Raw genomic sequence first — 24,851 nt, 5'->3', positions numbered from 1 at the left:
ACGGGCTAGGAATGTGACTGAATACGACGGCCGACGCTATGCCCGGGCCCCGAAAGTGTTACCGTAACAACTATGTCTCGGCTGAGTTCTAGCCTGCGCGCAGGCGTTGTTCTTCTCGCGTTGGGTGTCGCCGCAGTGGTCGCCCCGAAGGCCGCAACGGCCGATTCCACGGAAGACTTTCCGATCCCTCGCCGGATAATCGCCACCACCTGCGACGCCGAACAAATACTCGCGGCCACCAGGGACACCAGCCCGGTGTACTACGAGCGCTACATGATCGACTACAACAACCATGCGCAGTACCAGCAGGCGACCCAGGACAAGGTGCACTGGTTCTTCTCGTTGTCACCCGCGGACCGCCGGGATTACTCCGAGCACTTTTACGACTCCATCGATCCGCTGTGGTGGGGCTGGCGCAACCACATGAAGATTTTCTTCAACAACAAGGGCGTGGTCGCCAAGTCCACCGAGGTGTGCAACCAATACCCGCCCGGCGACATGTCGGTGTGGAACTGGGGGTAGGCACCGCCGTTCGCCGAGATCGACGGCAGCGCGAGGTGTTTCGCATTTCTTCCCGCTGGCGTAATCTCGCTGCGGCTCAAAACGAATGGTCCCCGTCAGTAGTGCGGGGTGCTCACCGGGAATCGATCGGTGTCCGCGGTTCCGGAGGGGTCCGCGGACTTACCGTCGCGGGGCAGCAACAAGGCACGAACCAACGGGCGTGGGCCGTAAGGCCGAAGTAGCTGACTGGCCGGGCGCGTGCGCACCCGCTGCGGCCACCAGAACCAGCGGCCCATCAGCGCCGCCACCGACGGCATCATGAACGACCGGACGATCAGCGTGTCGAACAACAGACCCAGTGCGATCGTCGTTCCCACCTGCCCGATCACCTTCAGATCACTGAAGATGAACGAGGCCATGGTGGCGGCGAAGACCAGGCCCGCAGACGTCACCACCGCACCGGTGCCGGCCATCGAGCGAATGATCCCGGTCTTTATTCCGGCGCCGATTTCTTCCTTGAAGCGCGATACCAGCAGCAGGTTGTAGTCCGATCCGACGGCCAGCAGCAGGATGACCGACATCGCCAGCACCATCCAGTGCAATTCGAAACCAAGGATGTCCTGCCAGACCAGAACCGAAAGCCCGAACGAGGCACCCAACGACAACAGCACCGTACCGACAATGGTGAAGGCCGCCACCACGCTTCGGGTAATGACCAGCATGATGATGAAAATCAAACTGGCGGCGGCAATTCCGGCGATCATGAGATCCCATTTGGAACCGTCGCGCATATCCTTGAAGACCGCGGCGGTTCCGCCGAGATAGATCTTGGCGCCCTCCAGCGGAGTCCCCTTGATGGCCTCCTTCGCCGCCTTCAAGATCGGCTCGACGTGCGAGATGCCTTCGGGGGTCGCCGGGTCACCTTCGTGGGAAATGATGAAGCGAACCGCGTGCCCGTCCGGCGACAAGAACATCTTCAGACCCCGCTTGAAGTCGGGGTTGTCGAAAACCTCCGGCGGAATGTAGAACGAGTCGTCGTTACGCGACGCGTCGAACGCCTGCCCCATCGCCGTCGAATTCTTGGACATCTCGTCCATCTGGTCATACAGCGACGACATCGAGCTGTGCATGGTCAGCATCATCGTCCTCATCGTCTTCATGGTCGCGATCTGCGGCGGCAGCTGGGCAAGCATCTGCGGCATCAACACGTCCAATTGATCCAGGTTGCCGGAAAGTTCTGCCAATTTCTCGTCGATCTGGTCCAGACCGTCCAGCGCATCGAATATCGACCGCAGCGACCAGCAGATCGGAATGTCGTAACAGTGCCGCTCCCAATAGAAGTAACTGCGAATCGGCCGCCAGAAATCGTCGAAATCGGCGATGTGATCCCGCAATTGATTGGTGATGACGACCATTTCATGCGTCAAGACATCCATATTGTGGGTGACTTTCACCGTCTGGGCCATGATGTCGTACATGTGCTGCATGGTGTCGATCGACTGCTGCATCGCGTCGGCCTGCGTCAGCATGTCGGCCATCCGCTGCTTCATGTACTGCATGTTCTCGACCTGGACAGTGTTTTGCATGCTGATCTGGAACGGAATCGAGGTGTGCTCGATCGGCCTGCCCAACGGCCGGGTGATCGCTTGCACCCGCGAGATACCGGGCACATGAAAGACCGCTTTGGCGATCCGGTCGATGACCAGCATGTCGGCCGGATTCCGCATATCGTGATCGGTTTCCACCAGGAGCAGCTCCGGATTCATCCGGGCCTGAGAGAAATGACGACCGGCAGCTGCGTAACCCACATTGGCGGGGGTCCACGGCGGCAGATACTTCTTGCTGTCGTAATTGGTCTTGTACCCCGGCAGGGCAAGCAGCCCGATCAGGGCGATCGCGATGGACACGGCCAGGATCGGTCCGGGCCAGCGCACGATGGCGGTGCCCACCCGTCGCCAGCCCCGGGTCCGCATCTTGCGCTTGGGGTCGAAAATCTTGAAGTAGCTTCCGACGACCAGCACGGCCGGCCCCAGGGTGAGTGCGGCAAGCACCGCTACCAGCATTCCTATTGCGCACGGGGCGCCCAGGGTCTGGAAATACGGAAGCCGGGTGAAGCTCAGGCAATACATCGCGCCGGCAATCGTGAGGCCGGAGCCGAGGACCACGTGCGCGGTTCCGTGGAACATCGTGTAGAAGGCCGTTTCCCGGTCCTCACCGAGGCCGCGCGCCTCTTGATATCGGCCGAGCACGAATATCGCATAGTCGGTGCTGGCTGCGATCGCCATCAGCACCAGCAGATTAACCGCGAAGGTGGAAAGCCCGATGATGTTGTAATGCCCCAGGAAAGCGACGACCTGCCGGGCCGCCATCAACTCGATCCCGACCATCACCAGGACCAGTAGCACCTGGACAATGGATCGGTATACGAACAGCAGCATCACGATAATCACCAGAAAGGTGATCATCGTGACTTTCTTGACGCCTTTGTCGCCGGACGTGGACTGATCGGCGGTGAGCGCGGCCGCACCCGTGACATATGCCTTCACACCCGGCGGGGCCGCAACGCTGTCGACGATCTTGCGCACCGCTTCGACGGACTCGTTGGCCAGGGACTCGCCCTGGTTACCGGCGAGGTTCAGCTGGACGTAGGCCGCCTTGCCGTCGGGACTCTGCGAACCGGCCGCCGTCAGCGGATCACCCCAGAAATCCTGGATGTGCTGAACGTGTTTGGTGTCGGCGGAAAGCCTGCGGATCAGTTCGTCGTAATAGTGATGGGCTTTGTCATCGAGCGGCTTGTCGCCTTCCAGCACGATCATCACCGAGCTGTCGGTGTTGAACTCATGGAAGACGTTGCCGACACGCTTCATCGCGACCATCGACTCCGCGTCATTGGGGCTCAACGACACGGTGTGGTCTTTACCCACCTTTTCCAGCGACGGGACGAAAATGCTGAGAACGACGACCAGTCCAATCCAGAGCAGCACGATCGGCACCGCAAGGCGGTGAATTATCCGGGCCAACGACGGCCGTTTGCCGGCCCCGTTTACGGTTGGGTCCGCGGGACTGTTTCCGGTGGCCGTCTGGATATCGCTCATGCCGATTTCACCAAGCAGAAGGTTTGGGCGTTCACTTCGTTCTCGGACCTTTCGTCCTTGACTTCGCCGTTGACGATGATGCGGCAACCGATCTGGTTACTGTCGCCCTGCGCCACCACGTTGACGCTCACCGAGGGCAATGTCGTCGTGACGGAGAGCGTCCACGGCAGCGGCACATTACTGACCCGCTGCGGCTGCGCATTGATGTCCAAATAGTTGATGTTGGCGATGGTTCCGGGGGGACCGAACACCTCATAAACCACGTGCTTGGGGTTGAACGGCTTGATGTCGTCGGCAATGCCGCTGGTGATCGGTCCCTTGTCCGTATAGCCGAAAAAGCCGCGTAGCCGGTAGACACTGAAACCAGCCACCACGACCACGGCAATGATGACGAGCGGGATCCACACTCGCTTCAGCGCGCTGGCAACCGAAATCCTTGCCACCGATCACCTTCCGCTCGCCGGGACCGGGACCATGCGTCGCAGCGCTCGACCCACCGCGCGCGCCGGGTTTGTCGAAGGGATCCGGGAAGCAAACCCGAGGCGGCCGGCAACGGCCGGTGTAGGCGACCACCCCATCCCGATGGTTTGTTGCACTAAGTATCTTAGACGTACCCCGGGCGGGCCGCTGAACCTCGCCCCCGCCATGGTCTCAACCGGTTGTGGTCTGGTCACAAAGCTTTCCATCCTCGGTGGCTCAAGGAGATTCGGCGGTGAGGCCGAAACAGGTCGCGGTGAGGAGCCGGGTAAGGGCGGAGGCGAAGTCGAGGTTCCATTCGGGCGGCAGGACGTCCGGCTCCTCGGCGTAGGCGTCGGTGAGCCGTTCCGGCGGATTGGCGATCTGCCACAGCGTGGCGGCCAACGAGTACGCAGCCAGCAGGATATCGAAAGCACCGGAACGCCCCAGCGCCGGCAGCGCGTCCTCGATCGCGTCCGCGAGCGCGATCACGGCGGCGGTGCTGGTGCGCTTCACCTCGACCACCCGGTCGACATCCACCTCGTGTTCGAGGTGCAGGTGAAGATTGGCCAGCAGGTCACAGAACAGCGGATCGGCGGCCAAGCCGTCGGCCAGAGCCTGCGCCACCCGCGAGTGCGACATCGGGCCGGGCTCACTCAAGCTCTCGCATACCGTCTTCGACCACCGCACCCAGCCCTCGGCCGCGAGGTGGAGCAGGACCTCCTTGTGGGAGGTGAAATAGCGGCGTACCGCCGAGTAGTGAATCCCGGCGCGGCTGGCGACGGCGGTCAAGGTCACCGACGCCACCCCGGTTTCGGACGCCAGCGAACGCGCCGCTTCCATCAACGCCGCGGCACGCCGGCGTTTGTTCTCCTCGGTGCGGGCGCGCCGGAACGTGAGTTGCGCCACTGGCAGAGGATAACGCACATCATGTGATTTGCGAGCGGTAAGCCAACCGAGTACCGTGCCGTTACGCACGTGATATGCGTTACACTGCCCCGGGTGGGGGAAGGCGTCGTTCCGCACACCGCAATGATTTACTTAGGCAAGGCTAGGCACAGTATTACGGGCTCGAGGTGATTCAGGATGACCCACGGCGGCTTGCCGCGGCGACCGGGGTCTTGGGCCCGGCTGATCGAGTGCGTGGTCGTGGTGCTCTGTCGTTGGAAGCCGTCGAAAGCCCTTGAAAGGCCTTGAAAGCTGGGAAGGACTTTCACGGGGCGGGTATGGTTCGCCCGTAGCAAATACCAACCGGCGAAGGGAACTTGAGATCTTCAAGGTGCTGTCGCGGACGTGGATCGCACTGGTAATCCTGGCGGTGATCATCGTCGGGGGGTTCACCGTGCACCGGATTCGGGGCTTTTTCGCGTCCGAGAGGCGGGAGTCCTATTCCGACAGCAACCTCGACAGCAAACCCTTCAACCCCAAGCAGATCACCTACGAAGTGTTCGGGCCACCCGGGACGGTGGCCGATATCAGCTATTTCGATGTCAATTCCGACCCGCAGCGGGTCGATCAAGCCGTGCTGCCGTGGTCGTTGCACTTCACCACGAATTTGGCGGCAGTGATGGGAAACCTCGTCGCCCAAGGTGATACCGACAGCATCGGCTGCCGGATCACCGTGGACGGCGTGGTCAAGGCGGAGAAGGTTTCACACGAGGTCAACGCGTACACCTACTGCCTGGTGAAGTCGGCGTGACCATCAAGTACGCGAACGACCCCGACACCGGCAGCCACGCCGAAAAGCCGTTGATAGCGCGGATCATCCACGCGTTCGCGGTGCCGATCATTCTCGGCTGGCTGATGATCTGCGTTGCGCTCAGCGTTTTCGTGCCGTCGCTGGAAGAAGTCGGGCAGGAGCGCTCGGTGTCGCTGAGCCCCAAGGAAGCGCCGTCGTACCAGGCCATGAAGCACATCGGGCAGGCGTTCAACGAAGGCAACACCGACAGCGTCGCCATGATCGTCTTGGAGGGCAAACAGCCACTCGACGACGCGGCCCACAAGTATTACGACGTTCTCGTCCGCAAACTGCGAGCCGATACCAAGCATGTCCAAAGCGTCCAAGACTTCTGGGGCGATCCGCTCACGGCGGCCGGGGCACAAAGCAACGACGGCAAAGCCACCTACGTCCAGCTGAATCTCGCCGGCAACCAAGGCGAGCCGTTGGCCAACGAGTCCGTCGAAGCGGTGCGCAAGATCGTCGCGGACACGCCGGCGCCGCCCGGGGTCACGACGTACGTCACCGGCGCCGCGGCGCTCGTCGCGGACATGCACCACAGCGGCGACAAGTCGATGGTCAAGATCACGGTGACGACGGTCGTGGTGATCTTCGTGATGTTGCTGCTGGTCTACCGCTCGCCGATCACCGTCATCATGCTGTTGCTGACGGTCGGGGTGGAATTGACCGCGGCCCGGGGAGTGGTCGCACTGCTCGGCCACAGCGGGGCCATCGGACTGTCCACCTTTGCCGTCAGCCTGCTGACCTCACTGGCCATTGCCGCCGGCACCGACTACGGGATCTTCATCTTCGGGCGCTACCAGGAGGCCCGTCAGGCCGGGGAAGACCGGGAAACGGCCTTCTACACGATGTACCGCGGTACCGCCCACGTCATCCTGGGCTCGGGCCTGACGATCGCCGGCGCGACCTTCTGCCTCAAGTTCGCCCGGATGCCCTACTTCGAAACCCTCGGCATCCCCTGTGCGGTGGGGATGCTGGTGGCGGTGTTCGCGGCGCTGACGCTGGGGCCCGCCGTGCTGACCGTCGGCAGCCGATTCGGGCTGTTCGACCCCAAGCGGCTACTCAAGGTTCGTGGCTGGCGCCGGGTCGGCACCGTGGTGGTGCGCTGGCCGCTGCCGGTACTGGCCGCCACGTGCGCGGTCGCCCTGGTCGGTCTGCTCGCGCTGCCCGGATACCGCACCAACTACAACGACCGTTCCTACCTGCCCACCTTCATCCCCGCCAACGAAGGATTCGCCGCCGCGGAACGCCATTTCTCGCAGGCCCGGATGAAGCCCGACGTGTTGATGATCGAGTCGGATCACGACATGCGCAATCCCGCGGACTTTCTGGTGCTGGACAGGCTGGCCAAAGGCATCTTCCGGGTTCCGGGCATTTCCCGGGTGCAGGCGATCACCAGGCCCGACGGAACGGCGATGGACCACACGTCGATCCCGTTTCTGATCAGCATGCAAAACGCCGGCCAGGTGCAGACCCTGAAGTATCAGCGGGACCGGATCGACGACATGCTCAAACAGGCCGACGAGATGGCCAAGACGATCGCGATCATGAAGCAGATGTACAGCCTGATGTCGCAGCTCGCCGAGAATACTCACCACATCGTCCGCGACACCGAAGAGATGCAGCAGATCACCAACGAACTGCGCGACCATATCGCGGACTTCGACGACTTCTGGCGCCCGATCCGTAGCTACTTCTATTGGGAGAAGCACTGTTACGACATTCCCATCTGCTGGTCCTTCAGGTCGATATTCGACGCGCTGGACGGACTCGACCAGGTCGACGAGAAACTCAGCGCTCTGGTGGCCGATACCAAGAACATTGACCGGCTGATGCCGCAGATGCTGGCGACCTTCCCGCCGATGATCGACAGCATGGAAAGCATGCGGATCATGATGCTGACCATGCACAGCACCATGGCCGGCTTCTACGACCAGATGAACGAGATGAGCGACAACGCGAACGCCATGGGGAAGGCGTTCGATGCCGCCAAGAACGACGACTCGTTCTATCTGCCGCCCGAGGTCTTCAAGAACAAAGACTTCCAGCGCGCCATGAAGTCCTTCCTGTCACCCGACGGGCATTCCGCCCGCTTCATCATCTTGCATCGGGGAGATCCGCAATCACCCGAGGGAATCGCGAGCATCAATGCGATCCGCACCGCGGCCGAGGAGTCGCTCAAGGGAACCCCGCTGGAGGACGCCAAGATCTATCTGGCCGGGACGGCGGCCGTCTTCTACGACATCGCCGACGGCGCCAAATGGGATCTCCTTATTGCCGGGATCTCTTCGCTGTGCCTGATTTTCATCATCATGCTGATACTGACGCGCGCCTTTGTCGCGGCGGCGGTGATCGTGGGCACGGTGGCGCTTTCGCTCGGTGCCTCATTCGGGCTGTCGGTGCTGTTGTGGCAGCACATCCTCAGCATCGAGTTGCACTACATGGTGCTGGCGATGTCCGTCATCGTTCTGCTGGCCGTGGGGTCTGACTACAACCTGCTGCTGGTCTCGCGGTTCAAGGAGGAAATCGGCGCCGGGCTGAACACCGGCATCATTCGCGCGATGGGCGGTACCGGCAAGGTCGTGACCAACGCCGGGCTGGTGTTCGCGTTCACCATGGCGTCCATGGCCGTCAGCGATCTGCGGGTGATCGGCCAGGTGGGTACCACTATCGGCCTGGGTCTGCTGTTCGACACGTTGATCGTGCGTTCGTTCATGACGCCGTCGATCGCCGCGCTGCTGGGCCGCTGGTTCTGGTGGCCGATGAAGGTGCGTTCACGTCCGGCCCGAATCCGGTCGGCACCAAGCGGTTCCGGGGAGGAGCCGCAAACCGACCGGCTGATGGCGATGAGCGGCGAACACTAACGCCGGTTTGGTCCATCCCGTCCGAGCTGCCGACGGTTCCGAATACCTGATGTGCAGCAACGACACCCCTCAGAACGCTCGATAGCGGTCATCGGCAGCGGCGTGGCCGGCCTGACCGCCGCCTACGTGCTGTCCGGCCGTGACCGAGTCACCTTGTACGAGGCCGACACCCGGCTCGGCGGACACGCCCACACCCATTACGTCGATCGCGGCGACGGGGCGCACGACGGCAGCGTCATCGCGGTCGACTCGGCATTCCTGGTCCACAACGACCGCACCTACCCGACGCTGTGCCGACTGTTCGACGAACTGGGTGTCGCCACCCAGGAGTCGGACATGTCGATGTCGGTGCGCGCCGACGGCATCGGCCTCGAATATGCCGGGGCTCTGGGAGTCCGGGGACTGTTCGCCTGCCGGCAGGCACTGCGGCCCCGCTACCTGCTGATGCTCGCCGAGATCTTGCGCTTCCACCGTGCGGCCTCGCGGCTGCTGCGCGAGGAAGCCGGCGACCGACTCGAAACATTGGAGGCGTTCCTCAAGCGGCACCGCTTCTCGTCGTTTTTCGCCGACTACTTCATCACTCCCCTGGTGGCCGCGGTGTGGTCGTGTGCGAGCGAGGACGCGTTGCGCTACCCGGCCCGGTATCTGTTCGTCTTCCTGGACCATCACGGGATGTTGTCGGTGTTCGGCTCGCCCACCTGGCGCACCGTCACCGGGGGCTCGGCCACCTACGTGCAGGCGATCGCCTCCCGGCTGGCCGAGGTGTCCACGGGCACCCCGGTGCATTCGCTGCGCCGGGTCGCCGGTGGCGTGGTGGTGCAAGCCGGTCACGACACGCCGCGATTGTTCGACGCCGCCGTCGTCGCCGTGCATCCCGACCAGGCCCTGCTGCTCCTCGACCCGCCGACCGCCTGGGAACGGCACGTGCTGGGAGCGATCCCCTACTCGACCAACCGGGCCCAGCTGCACACCGACGAGTCGGTGCTGCCCCGCCACACCGGCGCCCGCGCGTCGTGGAACTACCTGGTGACACCGGGCACCGACCACGTGGTGGTCAGCTACGACGTCAGCAGGCTGATGCGCATCGACGACAACCGAAGGTTCCTGGTCACCCTCGGCGGCCATGACCGGGTGGACCCCGGGTCGGTGCTTGCCGAGATGACCTACAGCCATCCGCTGTACACACCGGAATCGGTTGCAGCCCAACGCTTATTGCCCACCCTCGATGACGATCGGGTGGTGTTCGCCGGGGCCTACCACGGCTGGGGGTTCCACGAGGACGGCGCCGCCTCCGGGCTGCGCGCGGCCCGGAGGCTGGGGGCGGACTGGCCGGCCGCAACCCGAAGGGAAGTGGTGGTGCCATGCTGACTCCGGCGATCTACCGCACCACCATCACCCACGCGCGACGCGCCCCGGTGCACCACTCGTTCGAATACCGAAGCTACAGCTGGTATGTCGACGTCGACGAGCTGCCGCAGCTGCCCTGGTGGCTACGAACGTTCGCCCGATTTCGCGCCGACGACCACTTCGCCGCCGCGTCGTCGGGCACGCCGCACGGTTCGCTGCGCGACCGGCTGGAAGCGTTCTTCGATGAGCGCGGCGTCGCTGTTCCCGACGGCCGGATCACCGCACTGCTGCAGGCCCGCGTGCTCGGGCATGTCTTCAACCCGTTGAGCGTCTATTGGTGTCACGACCGTGACGGCCGGGTGCGCCATGTGGTGGCCGAAGTGCACAACACCTATGGAGAACGGCACGCGTATCTGCTGCCGCCGGCCGACCTGCCCGTGGTGACGGCCAAGAAGTTCTACGTCTCGCCGTTCAATGACGTCGAGGGGCATTACGTGGTGCGAGCGCCGCGGCCCGGCGGCGAGGTCGACGTCACGGTGGCGCTACACGGCGAAAACCACCCGGCGTTCCCGGTATTCGTCGCGAACCTCCGCGGGACACGACGACCCGCGACAACCAAGGAAGTCGCACTCATGCAATGCATTTCACCGTTGGCCCCGTTGGTGGTGGCCGCCCGCATCCGGATACAGGGGATCACACTGTGGTTACGTCGAGTGCCAGTGGTACCGCGATGAGCATCGAAACAATCGGAACACCTTCGGTCACAATAGATTCCGAGCGCTGGCCGGCTGTCGCCGAGGTGCCGTCCGGACCGGTCGCCGCGACGTCGGCGGCCATCGCCGACTGGCTGTTGCGTCGCGCGGTCGCCCGACTGCCGCTGCGACTGGTCTACCCGGACGGCACGGCAGTCGGCGCCGGCGACGCCACGTCGGCGAGGCTGACGGTTCACCGCCCGAAGGCGCTGGCACGACGGATCGGGCGGCACGGCCTGATCGGCTTCGGCGAGTCCTACCTGGCCGGTGAATGGTCGTCGGAGGATCTCACCAGAGTGCTGACGGTCCTGGCCGAGTCGGTCGCCGACCTGGTTCCGGGCCCGCTGCAGTGGCTGCGTCCGCTGGCGCCGGCGTTCGAGCCGACCCGGGGCGATCCCAGCCGCGATCAGGCCCGGCGTAACGTCGCCGAGCACTATGATCTGTCGAACGACCTGTTCGCTGAGTTCCTCGACGAAACCATGACCTATTCGTCCGCGCTGTTCCGCGATCTTCCCGCCGCGTGGCCCGATTTGGCTGCCGCCCAACGGCGCAAGATCGATCGGCTACTCGACATGGCCGGTGTCGGGCCGGGCAGCCGGGTGCTCGAGATCGGCACCGGCTGGGGCGAGCTGTGTATCCGGGCGGCCGCCCGCGGGGCCCGGGTGCGATCGGTCACGTTATCGGTGGAGCAGCAGCGGCTGGCGCGTCAGCGGGTCGCCGCCGCGGGCCTGTCCCATCGGGTGCAGATCGACTTGTGCGACTACCGCGACGCGCGGTCGGGGCATGACCCTTATGACGCGATACTCTCGGTCGAGATGATCGAGGCCGTCGGATACCGCTCCTGGCCAACGTATTTCGCGGCGCTAGACCAGCTGGTGCGCCCGGGCGGCCGAGTGGCGATCCAGGCGATCACGATGCCCCACGACCGGATGCTGGCCACCCGCAACACCCGCACCTGGATCCAGAAGTACATCTTCCCCGGCGGGCTGTTGCCGTCCACGGAGGCCATCGCGGCGATCACGAACCGCCACACCAGCCTGCGCACGGTCGACACCGCCTCGCTGCGACCGCACTACGCCGAGACTCTGCGGCTGTGGCGGGAGCGGTTCGTCCAGCGGCGAGACCGGTTGGCACACTTGGGTTTCGATGAGGTGTTCGCCCGGATGTGGGAGTTCTACCTGGCCTACTCCGAGGCGGGATTCCGGTCCGGGTACCTGGATGTCGTCCAGTGGACGTTCGAGCGCAAGGATGACCGATGAACGAGGCTGCCATCTTCCAGGTATCGGGTGCTTCGGCGCTGGCGCTGGCCGTGGTGCATTCGACGACCTTCCTGATCGGCAGGTGGCTCGGCCGCTACAACGTCGTCGACGTCGCCTGGGGGTTGGGGTTCATCGCAGTAGCAGCCGTGGCGGCCGTATTCGGCACCGGTGACCCGGCCCGGCGGTGGCTGCTGCTGGCGCTGGTGACGGTGTGGGGGCTGCGGCTGAGCTGGCACATGTACCGCAAGACCGCCGGCAAGGGTGAGGATCCCCGCTATGCCGACCTGCTGCGCGGCGCCACCACAGGTCAGGTGGTGCGCAAGGTCTTCGGACTGCAGGCCTTCCTGACGCTGTTCATCTCCTTCCCGCTGCAGCTGTCGGCGATCACCGGGCCCACTCCGAAGCCATTGCTGGCGGTCACCGGTGTCGGCGTGGCGGTGTGGCTGGTCGGGGTCGTCTTCGAAGCGCTCGGTGACCGCCAGTTGCGGGTCTTCAAATCCGACCCGGCCAATCGCGGGGCCATCATGGACCGTGGCCTGTGGGCCTGGACCCGCCACCCCAATTACTTCGGCGACGCCTGTGTCTGGTGGGGGTTGTGGCTGATCACCATCACCGGCTGGGTGCCGCTGCTCACGGTGGTCTCGCCGTTGTTGATGACCTACTTCCTTGTCGACGTGAGCGGGGCCCGGCTGACCGAGAAGTACATGAAGGGCCGTCCAGGTTTCGCCGAATACCAGCGTCGTACAGCGTATTTCGTGCCCCGGCCACCGCGATCGGCGCGTCAGTTATGACCGGTTTGGCGATTTCGGTGCGACCTGACGATAGGCTACCGTCGATGACGGGACCGCCACGGCTGAGCAGCGACCTCAGCGCCCTGTTGCACCAGATCGCGCGGGGCGACCGTGACGCGTTCGCAACGTTCTACGACCACACCAAAACCCGGGTGTACGGACTGGTGGCGCGGGTGCTGCGGGACCCGGGCTACAGCGAAGAAACCACCCAGGAGATCTACCTCGAGGTGTGGCGCACGGCGTCGGAGTACGACGCCGTCAAGGGCTCGCCGCTGGCCTGGTTGCTGACCATGGCACACCGGCGCGCCATCGACCGGGTACGCGCCGAGCAAGCCGGCAGCCAGCGGGAGTCACGCTACGGCGTGGCCAATATCGACCCGGCCAGCGACGTCGTCGCCGACTCCGCGATCGCCGGTGACGAACGGCGCCGGGTCGCGGCATGCCTGGGCGGGTTGACCGACGCGCAGCGGGAGTGCATCGAACTGGCCTACTACGGCGGCCTGACGTACGCCGAGGTGTCGCACCGGCTGGCCACCAACCTGTCGACGATCAAATCGCGCATGCGTGACGCGCTGCGCGGTCTGCGGAACTGCCTGGGTATGTCATGACCGAGCCGACCGATTTCGGACTGTTGGAGCTGGCGATCCCGTATGCCCTGCATGCGATGTCCGACGAGGAACGAGTCGACATCGAGCGCATGGTCGCCGCGGCACCCTCGGCGATGACGGCGGCCTTCAACGAAGAAGTCCGCGCGGTCCGCGAGACGATGGCGATCGTGTCGGCGACCACGGCCACCGAACCGCCGGAACGACTGCGCGCGGCCGTGCTGGACACCGTCAAGCCGACCGCTAGCCGCCGTCAGTCACGTTGGCGCACAGCCGTTTTCGCGTCTGCAGCCGCTGTGGTGGTGGGACTGGGCGCGTTCGGCCTGGGCACCGTGCTGCGGCCGCCGGCGCCGCCGACGGTCGCCGAGCAGGTGCTGGGCGCGCCGGATGTGCAGACCGTTTCGCGCCCGTTGGGCGGCGGGACCGCCACGGTGATGTTCTCCCACGACCGCAATGCCGGCGTGCTCGTGATGAACGACGTGCCGCCGCCGTCCCCGGGCACCGTCTATCAGATGTGGCTGCTGGGCGCCAACGGCCCGACCTCGGCGGGGACCATGGGCCCGGCGGCGGTGGCGCCGTCGACGAAGGCCACGCTGACCAACCTGGGGAACTCGACCGCGCTGGCGTTCACCGTCGAACCGGGCACCGGTTCTACGCAGCCGACCGGCGCGATCCTGGCCGAGCTGCCGCTGCGTTAAGAGGGGCGCCAGCGCGCCCGCAGCCATGACCCCACTCGCGACCTGTGACGCTACCGCAACGGCTACTTCCACAGGCTTCCCAGCACCGCCGCCAGCACGCCCAGCACCACCAGTGCCGCACCGGCGACCAGCGTCAGGTTCAGCCACAGGTGCAGGCTGCGCTCCGCCGTACCGACCATGACGTCGGCCACCCGCCGGATATCGCCAGTGGTCCGATTGAGCGCGTCGTTGATATACCGCCTGCCGATCTCGATACCCGCCCAGCCGCCCGCGCCGACGAGCAACGCCGAAACGCCGAGGCTGGTCAGCGCCTTGCCTCGGCGGCGCGCGGTGGCCAGCATCAGTAACGCGCAGCTCGCACCCGAGGCTGCGGCGCCGATACTGACCCACGGCCCCCACACCGCCAGCCGCCGCAGCTGTCCCTGGTGCACCGGCCGGGGCGCCGACACCGTCAGCGGAACCTGCAGCGTCGCCGGCACCGTGACGTGGTAGCCGCTCAACACCTGCTGCATCGAGCTGTCTTGCAGCATCGGGGCCAGATCGACCACCCATTGATCACCGGCGCGGCCAGAACGCGGCTCGCCGAACAACCAGCCGTGCGCGACCCGGTTCGCCCGGGCGAACAGCGGCGGAAACGCCGGGCCGGCGGTGAAGGCTGCGGCAGCATCGTGCACCGTCGAGTTATCGACCGGAGAACTCGGGCGCCCATGCCGGGCGATCAGCGCCAGGGCGCGGGTAGTGAGCTCGGCCGCCATGGCGGACTGCAGAACCGGGTCGCGGGCGGCCTTTTGGGCCAGCGCGGCATAGCCGTCCTCGTCGATGATCGTTGTCTGCGCCCACGCCGCGGGGACGGCTACCGTCAGCGCGACCGTGGTGGCCAGCCAGAACACCACCGTGGCAGCAAATCGCACGCCTCACAAGCTACTGGGCAGCTACGGCACGATCCCGCGCAGGTAGGCGGCCTGACCGAGGTGTTGCGCGCAATCGTCGATGATGCTGACCAATCGCATGCTGGCGGTTACCGGCGGATCCCAATGGGTGTCCACGATGCGCGCCAGCTCGTCTGCGGTCACGCCTGCGACGTACTCGAGGGTGAGCTGGTGCACCGCGTGGTAGTAACCGGACAGCAGCCCCGCCGGTGCGCGCACCTTGCCCACCTCGGCGGGGCTGTGCCCGTAGCCGGTGTCGTCGCGCGGTAGGTCAAGGCCGAACCGGTCGACCCAGCCGTCGCGCGTCCACACCTGCTCCACGCCGGCGATGTGGGCCAGCTGGATGTCCTGGACGCGGGCACTGTGCCAGAGCAACCAGGCGATGCTGTTGGCGCTCGGGGTCGGCCGGTAGGCGGCGACGTCGTCGGTCAGGCCGTCGGTGAGGTCGTCGGCGTGTTCGATCAGGCGGGTGAACGCGTCACGCAGCAGCTCCCGGGCCGGGGCGTCGTCGGCGTCGTTGGCATCGGGGCCGGCCATAACGGCGACTTTACGGGCGGGGCAACGATCATGGCACCATCCACGCGGTCGTAGATTAATTAGATGACCTACGACCTGCTCATCCGCAATGGCACTATCGTCGACGGGCTGGGCGGCGAACCGTATGTCGGTGACGTCGCGGTGCAAGACGGCGTCATCAAGGGTGTTGGTGTTGTCAACGGCGAAACCGCCAAGCGCGAGATCGACGCGACCGGACTGCTGGTCACCCCGGGTTTCGTCGACCTGCATACCCACTACGACGGCCAGGCCATCTGGTCCGACCGGCTGACACCGTCGTCGGCGCACGGAGTGACCACGGTGGTGATGGGCAACTGCGGGGTCGGCTTCGCGCCCTGCCGCCACAAAGACCACGACGTGCTCGTCGACGTGATGGCCGGGGTCGAGGACATTCCCGGCGTCGTCATGACCGACGGCCTGCCGTGGACCTGGGAAACCTTTCCCGAATACCTGGACGCGCTGGAGACGCGCCAGCGTGATATCGATGTGGCCGTCTACCTGCCGCATTCGCCGCTGCGGGTTTACGTGATGGGGCAGCGCGGCGCCGACCGCGAGCCGGCCACCGCCGAAGACCTGGCGAAGATGCGGGCGCTGGCCAAGGAGGCGGTCGAGGTCGGCGCGCTGGGCTTCGCGTCGTCGCGGTTGACCATTCACAAGACCGAAAGCGGTTCCCCGATCCCGAGCTACGAGGCCGCCCGCGAGGAGATCGAGGAGATCGCCAGGGGTGTGGTCGACGGCGGCGGCGGGCTGCTGCAGTTCGTGCCCGACATTCCTGCCGGCGGCTATCAGCCGGTTTTGCAGATGGTGTTCGACGTCGCCGAGGACGTACGGCTGCCGGTCACCTTCACGCTGGTGGTCGCCAACACCGGCGATCCGACGTGGCCCGACGCCATCACGATGATCGAGAAGGCCAACGGGGCCGGTGGAGACATCACCGCGCAGCTGCTGCCCCGCCCGATCGGGCTGATCATCGGGCTGCAACTGTCCGCCAATCCGTTCGTGCTGTACCCCAGCTACCGCGAGATCGCGCACCTGCCGCTGGCGCAGCGGGTCACCGAGATGCGCAAGCCCGAGGTACGCGCCCGCATCCTGGCCGACAAACCCGGCCACGGCCATCCGATCCTGTATGTGGCCCAGGCCTGGGACTGGATCTTCCCGCTGGGCGACAGCCCCGATTACGAGCCGGACCCGTCGGGCAGCATCGGGGCCCGCGCCCGAGCCCGCGGGGTGAACCCGATGGAGGAGGCCTACGACCGGCTGCTCGACGACGACGGTCACGCCATGCTGCTGGTCGCCACGAGCAACCTCGAGAACAACTCGCTGGATACCGTCGGCAAACTGCTGCACCGCGACGACGTGGTGCTCGGCCTCGGCGACGGCGGCGCCCACTACGGCATGATCTGCGACGCCAGCTACTCGACGTACTTCTTGGCGCACTGGGCGCGCGACCGGGCGTCCGGGCGGTTCACGGTGGCCGAGGCCGTGCGCGAACTCACCTCTGTTCCGGCCCGGGTGGCCGGGCTGGCCGACCGCGGACGCATCGCCGTCGGCTACAAGGCCGACCTCAATGTCATCGACCACGGCGCGCTGCGGCTGCACAAACCGGTCATCAGATACGACCTGCCCGCCGGCGGGCGGCGACTGGACCAGACCGCCGAGGGCTACGTCGCGACCGTCGTCTCGGGCGAGGTGATCGCCGAGAACGGTGTTCCCACCGCCGCCCGACCAGGCAAGCTGGTCCGCGGACGTCGGTCCGCTCCGGCCCCCGCCTGAGCACTTAGGGGGTTCCTGTGCACCGGGTATGGATATGCAGTTTTCCTGCGCCGATATGGCCACGTCGAGGGGCTCGGGCGGGTAGTTTGGGCTAGTGACAAACCCGCATTTCGCGTGGTTGCCGCCAGAGATCAATTCGGCACTGATGTTCGCCGGTCCCGGCGCGGGACCGCTCCTTGCCGCGGCCGGGGCCTGGAGCGGCCTGGCCGAGGAACTGGCGTCGTCGATGTCGTCGTTCAGCTCGGTGGTCGCCGAGCTGACCAACGGCTCTTGGCTGGGTCCGTCTTCGGCGGCGATGATGGCCGTCGCTACCCAATACATGGCGTGGCTCGGCGCGGCCGCAACCCAGGCCGAGCAAGTCGCGGCTCAGGCCGCGGCCACGGCCACGGCCTTCGAGGCGGCGCTGGCGGCCACAGTGCAGCCCGCGGTGGTCGCGGCCAACCGTGGCCTGATGCAGGTGCTGGCGGCCACGAACTGGTTGGGGTTCAACACCCCGGCCATCATGGACATCGAGGGCGCCTATGAGCAGATGTGGGCGATGGATGTGGCGGCGATGGCGGCATACCACGCCGACGCATCCGCGGCCGCGTCACTATTGGCGCCCTGGCAACAGGTGCTGCGCAACCTCGGCATCGACATCGGCAAGAACGGCGCGATCAACCTCGGCTTCGGCAACACCGGCAGCGGAAACATCGGTATCGGTAACACCGGCAGCGGCAACCTGGGCATCGGCAACACCGGCAGCAGCAACATCGGCGGCGGCAATACCGGCAACAACAACGTCGGCATGGGCAACCTGGGCAATAGCAACCTCGGCATCGGCAGTACCGGCAATCATGACGTCGGTGTTGGGCTGACCGGCAATAACCAGGTCGGTTTCGGCGGCCTCAATTCCGGTAGCGGCAACATCGGCTTCGGCAACTCCGGCACCGGCAACGTCGGCTTTTTCAACTCCGGCAACGGAAACCTGGGAATCGGCAACTCGGGCTTCCTCAATAACGGGTTTGGGAACTCGGGAAATATCAACACCGGCTTTGGCAACGTCGGCGGCATGAGCGCGGGCCTGTGGCCGTCGGTGATGCAAGGCAACGTGCCGGGATCGGCCGGCTTGGACGCGGGGTTGGCCAGCTCCGCGAGCTACGCAACCGGTGGCACGGCAACCTTGAGCTCGAGCATCCTCAGCTCCGCCCTCGGTCAGACGGGCGGCCTGCACCCGGGTCTGGCAAACGCGCTCAACCCGGCCCCGGCCACACCCCCGGCCGCGACGCCGATCACCCCTCCCGCCGGAATTGACCCCGGGACCGCGAACACCGGCAACGCCAATGCCGGCACCGGCTCCCCTGCCAATGCCGGATCGCGCAGCGCGGGCAGCGGGTACACCAGTTTCTACAACTCGGGCAACAACGATACGGGTGTGCGCAACACCACTGTTCGCGAGCCGGTCAGCGGGGCTCCGGTCCTTCCCGGGTCGGGCATCCCCAAGTCGACCTTCTACCCCAGCCGCGAACCGGCCGACCCCGGCACCGGCATCAAACTGCCGGTTCGCTCAGACTAGCCCCAACTAGCCCCAACCAGCCCGGCAGCGCACGTCCTCCCGTCCGCACCGGGCGTCTACTCTCGACTGCATGGGCGCTAAAAAGGTAGACCTCATGCGGCTGGCCGCGGCCCTGGCCGACTATCCATTCGCCTACCTGATCACCGTCGATGACGACTACCGCGTGCACACCGTGACCGTCGAGCCGGTACTGCGCGGGGCAGTCCTCGACGTAGGGCTGGTCGGCGGAGGAACCCGCAAGAACCTGGCCCGTCGCCGCGACGTGACGCTGCTGTGGCCCCCGCGTGAGCCCAGCGGCTATTCGCTGATCGTTGACGGCAGCGCCGAAGTAACAGGAGCCGGTGAGGAGACCGTCCGTCTGTGGGTGGCGCCCACCCGCGCGCTGCTGCATCGCGAGGCCGACCCCGGCTCCGCCGCGGCGGCGAAGGGATGCCGCCACGACTGCGTGGTGTTCTCGACGCCGTAGCTCAAGCCCTGCGCGCGCGCCGAGACTGCGGTCATTGCGTCGAAACTGCGGTGAGCGCCCGCGTTCCCGCCCTCCTATCGCGCTGTACGCAGTCTCGGCGCGCGAAAAAGCCCGGCCCCCTGCGAGGGCCGGGCTTCTTCGCTTGCACGGACTAGAAGTCCATACCTCCCATGTCGCCGCCACCGGGCATGGCAGCCTTTTCCTTCTCCGGCTTGTCGGCGACGACCGCCTCGGTGGTCAGGAACAGCCCCGCGATGGACGCCGCGTTCTGCAGCGCCGAACGGGTCACCTTGACCGGGTCGGCAACGCCGGCCTTGAGCAGGTCCTCGTACACGCCGGTCGCGGCGTTGAGGCCGTGTCCCGCGGGCAGGTTGCGCACCTTCTCCGCGACCACGCCGGGCTCCAGGCCCGAGTTGAACGCGATCTGCTTCAGCGGAGCCTCCAGCGCCACCTTGACGATGTTGGCCCCGGTGGCCTCGTCGCCCTCGAGCTTGAGCTCGTCCAGCGTGGGCGCGGCCTGCAGCAGCGTCACACCGCCGCCGGCGACGATGCCCTCTTCGACGGCCGCCTTGGCGTTGCGCACCGCGTCCTCGATGCGGTGCTTGCGTTCCTTGAGCTCCACCTCGGTGGCGGCACCGGCCTTGATCACCGCGACGCCGCCGGCCAGCTTCGCCAGGCGCTCCTGCAGCTTCTCGCGGTCGTAGTCGGAGTCGCTGTTCTCGATCTCCTGACGGATCTGCGCCACCCGCCCGGCGATGGCGTCGCTGTCGCCGGCGCCCTCGACGATGGTGGTCTCATCCTTGGTGACGACGACCTTGCGAGCCTTACCGAGCAGGCTCAGGTCGGCATTCTCCAGGGTCAGGCCGACCTCTTCGCTGATCACCTGACCGCCGGTGAGGATCGCCATGTCCTGCAGCATCGCCTTGCGGCGGTCACCGAAGCCGGGGGCCTTGACCGCCACCGACTTGAAGGTGCCGCGGATCTTGTTCACGACCAGGGTGCTCAAAGCCTCACCCTCGACGTCCTCGGCGATGATCAGCAGCGGCTTGCCGGCCTGGATGACCTTCTCCAGCAGCGGCAGCAGGTCCTTGACCGTCGACACCTTGGAGCTGACCAGCAGGATGTAGGGGTCTTCCAGCACTGCTTCCTGACGCTCGGCGTCGGTGACGAAGTAGCCGGAGATGTAGCCCTTGTCAAAGCGCATACCCTCGGTGAGCTCGAGCTGCAGGCCGAAGGTGTTGGACTCCTCGACGGTGATGACACCCTCGTTGCCTACCTTGTCCATCGCCTCGGCGATCAGGTCGCCGATCGACTGGTCACCGGCCGAGATGGCCGCGGTGGCCGCGATCTGCTCCTTGGTCTCGACCTCCTTGGCACCCTTGAGCAAGGTCTCGGTGACCTTCTCGACGGCCTTCTCGATGCCGCGCTTCAGGCCCAGCGGGTTGGCGCCGGCCGCCACGTTGCGCAGGCCCTCCTTGACCAGCGCCTGCGCGAGCACAGTGGCCGTGGTGGTGCCGTCGCCGGCGACGTCGTCGGTCTTCTTGGCGACTTCCTTGACCAGCTCGGCGCCGATCTTCTCGTACGGGTCCTCCAGTTCGATCTCCTTGGCGATGGAAACCCCATCGTTGGTGATCGTGGGGGCGCCCCACTTCTTCTCCAGGACGACGTTGCGGCCCTTGGGTCCCAACGTCACCTTTACCGCGTCGGCGAGGGCGTTCAGGCCCCGCTCGAGGCCGCGACGGGCCTCTTCGTCGTACGCAATTGTCTTGGCCATTGCGAAGTGATTCCTCCGGATTGGGAATGAAACTGGGGTCACCGGGTGACCCCGTTACTTACGCTGGCCGGGCGCAGTGCCCGCGACGGACGATCGCAGCTTGCGTGCTGGACCTCACCGTCCCGACCTAGCACTCGCCGGTGGAGAGTGCCAACGTCATTCTTAGCACTCGCCCATGACGAGTGCAAGGACGCCGGCGACGATGCGCGCCGCGGCGGCACGCCGGGGAGCGAGCCCGTCGCCAACGGCTCGGTCAGGTCGAGGCAGACTCGGGCACACTGGATAGATGTCGTATCCCCCGCCCCGGTACACCGGCGACAAGGGGGAAGTCAGTGCCCGGCTCACGCGCTTCGACGAGCCACCCGATTTCGAGTTCGGCGGCACCACCTACCACTACCTGGCCACCCAACAGTCCACTGACGGCGATTTCGGCCTCTACCGGGTCGACATCGCCCCCGCCGGCGGCGGTCCCGGTCCGCATTTCCACAAGACGATGTCGGAGTCGTTCTTCGTCCTGTCAGGGTCGATGCGCATGCACGACGGCCGGGACTGGATCGACGCGTCGGCCGGCGACTTCCTTTATGTACCACCCGGCGGAATCCACGGCTTCCGCAACGAGTCTGGGCAGCCCGCGTCGATCCTGATTCTGTTCGCTCCGGGGGCACCACGCGAGGGCTACTTCGAGGGCCTGCCCGGCCTGGCCGACATGACCGACGACGAACGGCGCGAGTTCTTCATCGGTCACGACAATTACTGGATCCAGTAGTCGCCGGGCACCATGGCACGGGTGCGCTCGAAGAACGTCCGGCCGCTGTAAGGCAATTGGGTGACGACCTTCCCACTCGGATGCCGGAAGTAGTTGGCACACGCCAGCCACACCTTGCCTTCCATGGCGGCCTGGATTTCGTCGTTGTAGCGCCGCTGCGCCGCGGGCGTCACCTCGACGGTGCGTGCCCGTCGGCCGGTCAGCACGTCGAGGATGTGGCGGATGAAGGTCGTCTGCGCCTCGTGGATGTAGATGATCGAGTTGACCCCGTTGGTGTTGGGGCCGTAGAGCGTGAAGAAGTTCGGATATCCGGCGACCAGGGTGCCCAGATACGCCTCCGCGCCGTCGCGCCAATCCTCACGGAGCCGGCGGCCGCCGGTCCCGTACACGTCGATGCTGGCCAAGTAGTCGGCGGCCTTGAACCCGGTGCCGTAGATGACGGTGTCGACGCGATGTTCGACGCCGTCGACGGTGCGTACGCCGTGTTCGGTCAGTTCGGCGATAGCGGTGGTTTCCAGGCTGACGTTGGGCAGCGAAAAGGTGGGGTACCAGTCGCGCGACATCAGCGGTCGCTTGCAGCCGACCGGGTAGTCCGGAGTCAGCTTGGCGCGCAGTGCGGGGTCGGCCACCTTGCGCAGCAGGTAGCCGCGCGCCAGTTCGGTCGCCTCACTGGTCTGCGCCGCGTCGATGTCGAAGCTGGAGGACTCGTAGGAGTCGAACGCCTCGTCGCGCAGTTTCCGAGCGGCGGCCGGGTCGCACTCGAACAATTCCTGCTGCTCGGCGGTGAACGGAATGTCGAATCGTGGCGAAATCCAGATCGGGGTCCGCTGGAACACCGTCAGCTGCGCGGTCCGCGGGGCGATCGCCGGAACATACTGGATCGCGCTGGCGCCGGTGCCGATGGACGCGACCCGCTCCCCGGCCGTCGACTTGCTGTGGTCCCAGCGCGCCGAATGGAACCGCCGGCCGCGAAACCGTTGCGTCCCTGGGATGTCCGGGATGCTGGGCAGGTCGAGCATGCCGACGGCGCTGACGACGACCTCGAATTCGTGCCGGCGGCCGTCGTCGGTGGTCAGCATCCAGCGCTTGCGGGCATCTGACCAGCGTGCCGTGATGACCGCGGTGTTGGGCCGCAGCTGGGCCTGCAGCCCGTAGTCGGCGGCGACCTTCTCCAGATAGGCCAGGATCTCCGGCTGGTTCGCGTACGTCTTGCTCCAGCGCGGGTTGGGTGCGAACGAGTACGAGTACAGATGCGACGGCACGTCACAGGCCGCGCCCGGGAACGTGTTGTGACGCCAAGTGCCGCCGAAGCCGTCGGCGCGGTCGAAGATGGTGAAGTCATACCCGCCGGCGGCGAGTTGGATGCCCATCGCGATGCCGCCGGCGCCAGCTCCGATCACCGCGACCCGCGGCTTCAGTCCCATTGCGCGAAATAGGGTCGTTCCGGCCGGCTCTTCTCGACCAGAATGAACACCACTCCCCACGGGTCGGCGAACCACGTGGTGCGGACTCGCGCCACCTCTGCGATCCCGTCGACCAGGAAGCGCACCCCTTTGCTTTCCAGGTCGGCGCGGGTGGAGTCGAGATCGTCACAGATCAACGCGACGTGCGTCAGGCCGTGATCGCTCAGCGCCGCCGCGGCCCGGTGGCCGGAACCTTCGATGTTGAGGTACTCGATGACCTCGAGGACGCGGTCGCCGTCGCCGGGCAGGCCGACAATCGCCGCCTTCATCGTGGGGTCCGACACCAACCCGCCCATGTCGTCGCGAATGGCGTTACCGGCCATGACGAACGGCGGCGAGAGCACTTGCAGGCCTAATACCTCGCGATAAAACGCCACCGCCGCCGCACAATCGGGTACGCAGATGCCGGTGTGCGCCAAACCGGTAATCACGTTCTCAACTTTACCCAGTCAAGCAGCGCCGGGCGCCGCCGTCGACGCCACTGAGTATCTTGTGCCCCATGGCCTCTGACGTCTCGAAAAACGCCACGGCTAACCGAAGGTGGACGCGGGCCGACATCCCGGATCAAAGCGGCCGGGTGGCCGTCGTCACCGGCGCCAACACCGGCCTGGGCTACCACACCGCTGCGGTGCTGGCCTTCCGCGGCGCGCACGTGGTGCTGGCGGTACGCAACCTCGAGAAGGGCAACGCCGCCCTGGCGCGCATCGTCGCCGCCGCGGGCCAAAATGCCCGGAAAGTAGACGTCACGCTGCAGCAGCTCGACCTGAGCTCGCTGGGTTCGGTACGCGCCGCCGCCGACGCGCTGCGTGCGGCGTATCCCCGCGTCGACCTGCTGATCAACAACGCCGGGGTGATGTGGACGCCCAGGCAGGTCACCGAGGACGGGTTCGAGTTGCAGTTCGGCACCAACCATCTCGGTCACTTCGCGCTGACCGGCCTGCTGCTCGACCGTCTGCTGCCGGTGCGAGGGTCGCGGGTGGTGACGGTCAGCAGTCTGGGTCACCGGATTCGCGCCGCGATCCACTTCGACGACCTGCAGTGGGAACGCGGCTACGACCGCGTCGCCGCCTACGGCCAGTCCAAACTGGCCAACCTGCTATTCACCTACGAGCTGCAGCGCCGCCTGGCGGCGGATCCCAAAGCCGCCACCATCGCCGTCGCCGCCCACCCGGGCGGCTCCAACACCGAGTTGGCGCGCCACCTGCCGCGGATGGTGCGACCGCTGTCCAACATCTTCGGGCCGGTGCTGTTCCAGAGCGCGGAGATGGGTGCGCTGCCGACATTACGGGCCGCCACCGACCCGTCCGTCGAGGGCGGGCAGTACTGCGGTCCCGACGGTTTCGCCGAGCAACGCGGCCACCCTAAGCTGGTGCAGTCCAGCGCTGCGTCACACGATGAGGATCTGCAACGCAGGCTGTGGGCGGTCTCCGAGGAACTGACCGGCGTCCACTTCCCGGTCTAGCG

22 protein-coding genes are annotated in these 24,851 nt (G+C 65.9%); 14 read left to right on the top strand and 8 right to left on the bottom strand.

Annotated elements, in window-relative coordinates; genetic code table 11:
• The first annotated feature begins 72 nt into the window (after positions 1 to 72).
• Positions 73 to 522, top strand: coding sequence for a DUF5078 domain-containing protein (locus EET10_RS03175; protein WP_036398774.1), 450 nt, complete (start codon positions 73 to 75; stop codon positions 520 to 522).
• 95 nt (positions 523 to 617) lie between these two features.
• Here EET10_RS03175 and EET10_RS03170 read toward each other — a convergent pair whose 3' ends face one another.
• The 3 genes from EET10_RS03170 to EET10_RS03160 form a co-directional block, all read right to left on the bottom strand.
• Positions 618 to 3,596, bottom strand: coding sequence for an MMPL/RND family transporter (locus EET10_RS03170; protein ID WP_082273166.1), 2,979 nt, complete (start codon positions 3,594 to 3,596; stop codon positions 618 to 620).
• Complete coding sequence (locus tag EET10_RS03165; RefSeq protein WP_099187983.1) at positions 3,593 to 4,039, bottom strand: MmpS family transport accessory protein; 447 nt, start codon at positions 4,037 to 4,039, stop codon at positions 3,593 to 3,595. The genes EET10_RS03170 and EET10_RS03165 overlap by 4 nt, the downstream gene beginning before the upstream one ends.
• Before the next feature lie 253 nt (positions 4,040 to 4,292).
• Positions 4,293 to 4,979 (bottom strand): TetR/AcrR family transcriptional regulator, encoded by a 687-nt coding sequence (locus EET10_RS03160; RefSeq protein WP_036398777.1) that lies wholly within the window; start codon positions 4,977 to 4,979, stop codon positions 4,293 to 4,295.
• A gap of 352 nt (positions 4,980 to 5,331) precedes the next feature.
• Here EET10_RS03160 and EET10_RS03155 point away from each other — a divergent pair, with 352 nt between their 5' ends.
• From EET10_RS03155 to EET10_RS03120, 8 genes are read left to right on the top strand one after another with little or no spacing between them, the layout of a single operon-like run.
• Positions 5,332 to 5,751 (top strand): MmpS family transport accessory protein, encoded by a 420-nt coding sequence (locus EET10_RS03155; RefSeq protein ID WP_036398779.1) that lies wholly within the window; start codon positions 5,332 to 5,334, stop codon positions 5,749 to 5,751.
• Positions 5,748 to 8,654 carry an MMPL/RND family transporter gene (locus tag EET10_RS03150; RefSeq protein ID WP_036398781.1) on the top strand — a complete coding sequence of 969 codons (2,907 nt, stop codon included), beginning with the start codon at positions 5,748 to 5,750 and terminating at the stop codon, positions 8,652 to 8,654. The genes EET10_RS03155 and EET10_RS03150 overlap by 4 nt, the downstream gene beginning before the upstream one ends.
• A gap of 51 nt (positions 8,655 to 8,705) precedes the next feature.
• Entirely contained in the window at positions 8,706 to 10,022 is a 1,317-nt protein-coding gene (locus EET10_RS03145; RefSeq protein ID WP_036398782.1) for an NAD(P)/FAD-dependent oxidoreductase, read from the top strand.
• Positions 10,016 to 10,735: a DUF1365 domain-containing protein gene (locus EET10_RS03140; protein ID WP_122501894.1), complete on the top strand. Its 720-nt coding sequence runs from the start codon at positions 10,016 to 10,018 to the stop codon at positions 10,733 to 10,735. The genes EET10_RS03145 and EET10_RS03140 overlap by 7 nt, the downstream gene beginning before the upstream one ends.
• Positions 10,732 to 12,012, top strand: a complete 1,281-nt coding sequence (locus EET10_RS03135; protein WP_122501893.1) for a class I SAM-dependent methyltransferase — start codon at positions 10,732 to 10,734, stop codon at positions 12,010 to 12,012. Before EET10_RS03140 ends, EET10_RS03135 begins: the two co-directional genes overlap by 4 nt.
• Positions 12,009 to 12,803, top strand: coding sequence for a DUF1295 domain-containing protein (locus tag EET10_RS03130; RefSeq protein WP_063466946.1), 795 nt, complete (start codon positions 12,009 to 12,011; stop codon positions 12,801 to 12,803). The genes EET10_RS03135 and EET10_RS03130 overlap by 4 nt, the downstream gene beginning before the upstream one ends.
• A 44-nt stretch (positions 12,804 to 12,847) precedes the next feature.
• Complete coding sequence (locus EET10_RS03125; protein ID WP_036399602.1) at positions 12,848 to 13,411, top strand: sigma-70 family RNA polymerase sigma factor; 564 nt, start codon at positions 12,848 to 12,850, stop codon at positions 13,409 to 13,411.
• Positions 13,408 to 14,106, top strand: coding sequence for an anti-sigma factor (locus EET10_RS03120; RefSeq protein WP_036398788.1), 699 nt, complete (start codon positions 13,408 to 13,410; stop codon positions 14,104 to 14,106). Before EET10_RS03125 ends, EET10_RS03120 begins: the two co-directional genes overlap by 4 nt.
• Before the next feature lie 62 nt (positions 14,107 to 14,168).
• Here the strand turns inward: EET10_RS03120 and EET10_RS03115 are convergent, their stop codons facing one another.
• Both EET10_RS03115 and EET10_RS03110 read right to left on the bottom strand, forming a co-directional pair.
• Entirely contained in the window at positions 14,169 to 15,017 is an 849-nt protein-coding gene (locus EET10_RS03115; RefSeq protein ID WP_063466945.1) for a hypothetical protein, read from the bottom strand.
• Between the two features lie 21 nt (positions 15,018 to 15,038).
• Positions 15,039 to 15,572 carry a mycothiol transferase gene (locus tag EET10_RS03110; RefSeq protein WP_036398792.1) on the bottom strand — a complete coding sequence of 178 codons (534 nt, stop codon included), beginning with the start codon at positions 15,570 to 15,572 and terminating at the stop codon, positions 15,039 to 15,041.
• 63 nt (positions 15,573 to 15,635) lie between these two features.
• Between EET10_RS03110 and EET10_RS03105 the strand changes: the two genes are divergently transcribed.
• The 3 genes from EET10_RS03105 to EET10_RS03095 all read left to right on the top strand — a co-directional run bounded on the left by EET10_RS03105 (position 15,636) and on the right by EET10_RS03095 (position 19,384).
• Positions 15,636 to 17,363 carry an N-acyl-D-amino-acid deacylase family protein gene (locus EET10_RS03105; protein ID WP_122501892.1) on the top strand — a complete coding sequence of 576 codons (1,728 nt, stop codon included), beginning with the start codon at positions 15,636 to 15,638 and terminating at the stop codon, positions 17,361 to 17,363.
• Positions 17,364 to 17,457: 94 nt separating this feature from the next.
• Entirely contained in the window at positions 17,458 to 18,918 is a 1,461-nt protein-coding gene (locus EET10_RS03100) for a PPE family protein (protein ID WP_122501891.1), read from the top strand.
• A 70-nt stretch (positions 18,919 to 18,988) separates the two neighbouring features.
• On the top strand, positions 18,989 to 19,384 hold the full coding sequence (locus EET10_RS03095; RefSeq protein WP_122501890.1) for a pyridoxamine 5'-phosphate oxidase family protein: 396 nt from the start codon (positions 18,989 to 18,991) through the stop codon (positions 19,382 to 19,384).
• 151 nt (positions 19,385 to 19,535) lie between these two features.
• Here EET10_RS03095 and groL read toward each other — a convergent pair whose 3' ends face one another.
• The gene (gene groL, locus EET10_RS03090; protein WP_063466942.1) at positions 19,536 to 21,158 is read right to left on the bottom strand and encodes a chaperonin GroEL; all 1,623 of its coding nucleotides are present in this window, start codon (positions 21,156 to 21,158) and stop codon (positions 19,536 to 19,538) included.
• A 286-nt stretch (positions 21,159 to 21,444) separates the two neighbouring features.
• Between groL and EET10_RS03085 the strand changes: the two genes are divergently transcribed.
• Positions 21,445 to 21,924 (top strand): cupin domain-containing protein, encoded by a 480-nt coding sequence (locus EET10_RS03085; protein WP_099187981.1) that lies wholly within the window; start codon positions 21,445 to 21,447, stop codon positions 21,922 to 21,924.
• Here EET10_RS03085 and EET10_RS03080 read toward each other — a convergent pair.
• The gene (locus EET10_RS03080; RefSeq protein WP_036398796.1) at positions 21,909 to 23,348 is read right to left on the bottom strand and encodes a flavin-containing monooxygenase; all 1,440 of its coding nucleotides are present in this window, start codon (positions 23,346 to 23,348) and stop codon (positions 21,909 to 21,911) included. The two genes, EET10_RS03085 and EET10_RS03080, sit on opposite strands and share 16 nt — an antisense overlap.
• Complete coding sequence (locus tag EET10_RS03075; protein ID WP_036398798.1) at positions 23,339 to 23,818, bottom strand: VOC family protein; 480 nt, start codon at positions 23,816 to 23,818, stop codon at positions 23,339 to 23,341. The genes EET10_RS03080 and EET10_RS03075 overlap by 10 nt, the downstream gene beginning before the upstream one ends.
• A 68-nt stretch (positions 23,819 to 23,886) precedes the next feature.
• On the opposite strand from EET10_RS03075, the gene EET10_RS03070 reads away from it, so the two are divergent.
• On the top strand, positions 23,887 to 24,849 hold the full coding sequence (locus EET10_RS03070; RefSeq protein WP_063466939.1) for an SDR family NAD(P)-dependent oxidoreductase: 963 nt from the start codon (positions 23,887 to 23,889) through the stop codon (positions 24,847 to 24,849).
• Positions 24,850 to 24,851 lie beyond the last annotated feature (2 nt).

This window comes from Mycobacterium pseudokansasii, assembly GCF_900566075.1.
In the GTDB taxonomy this organism is placed as follows: Bacteria; Actinomycetota; Actinomycetes; order Mycobacteriales; family Mycobacteriaceae; genus Mycobacterium; species Mycobacterium pseudokansasii.
Note: the sequence above shows the minus strand (reverse complement) of the source record. Positions and strands in the feature narration are given on the sequence as shown.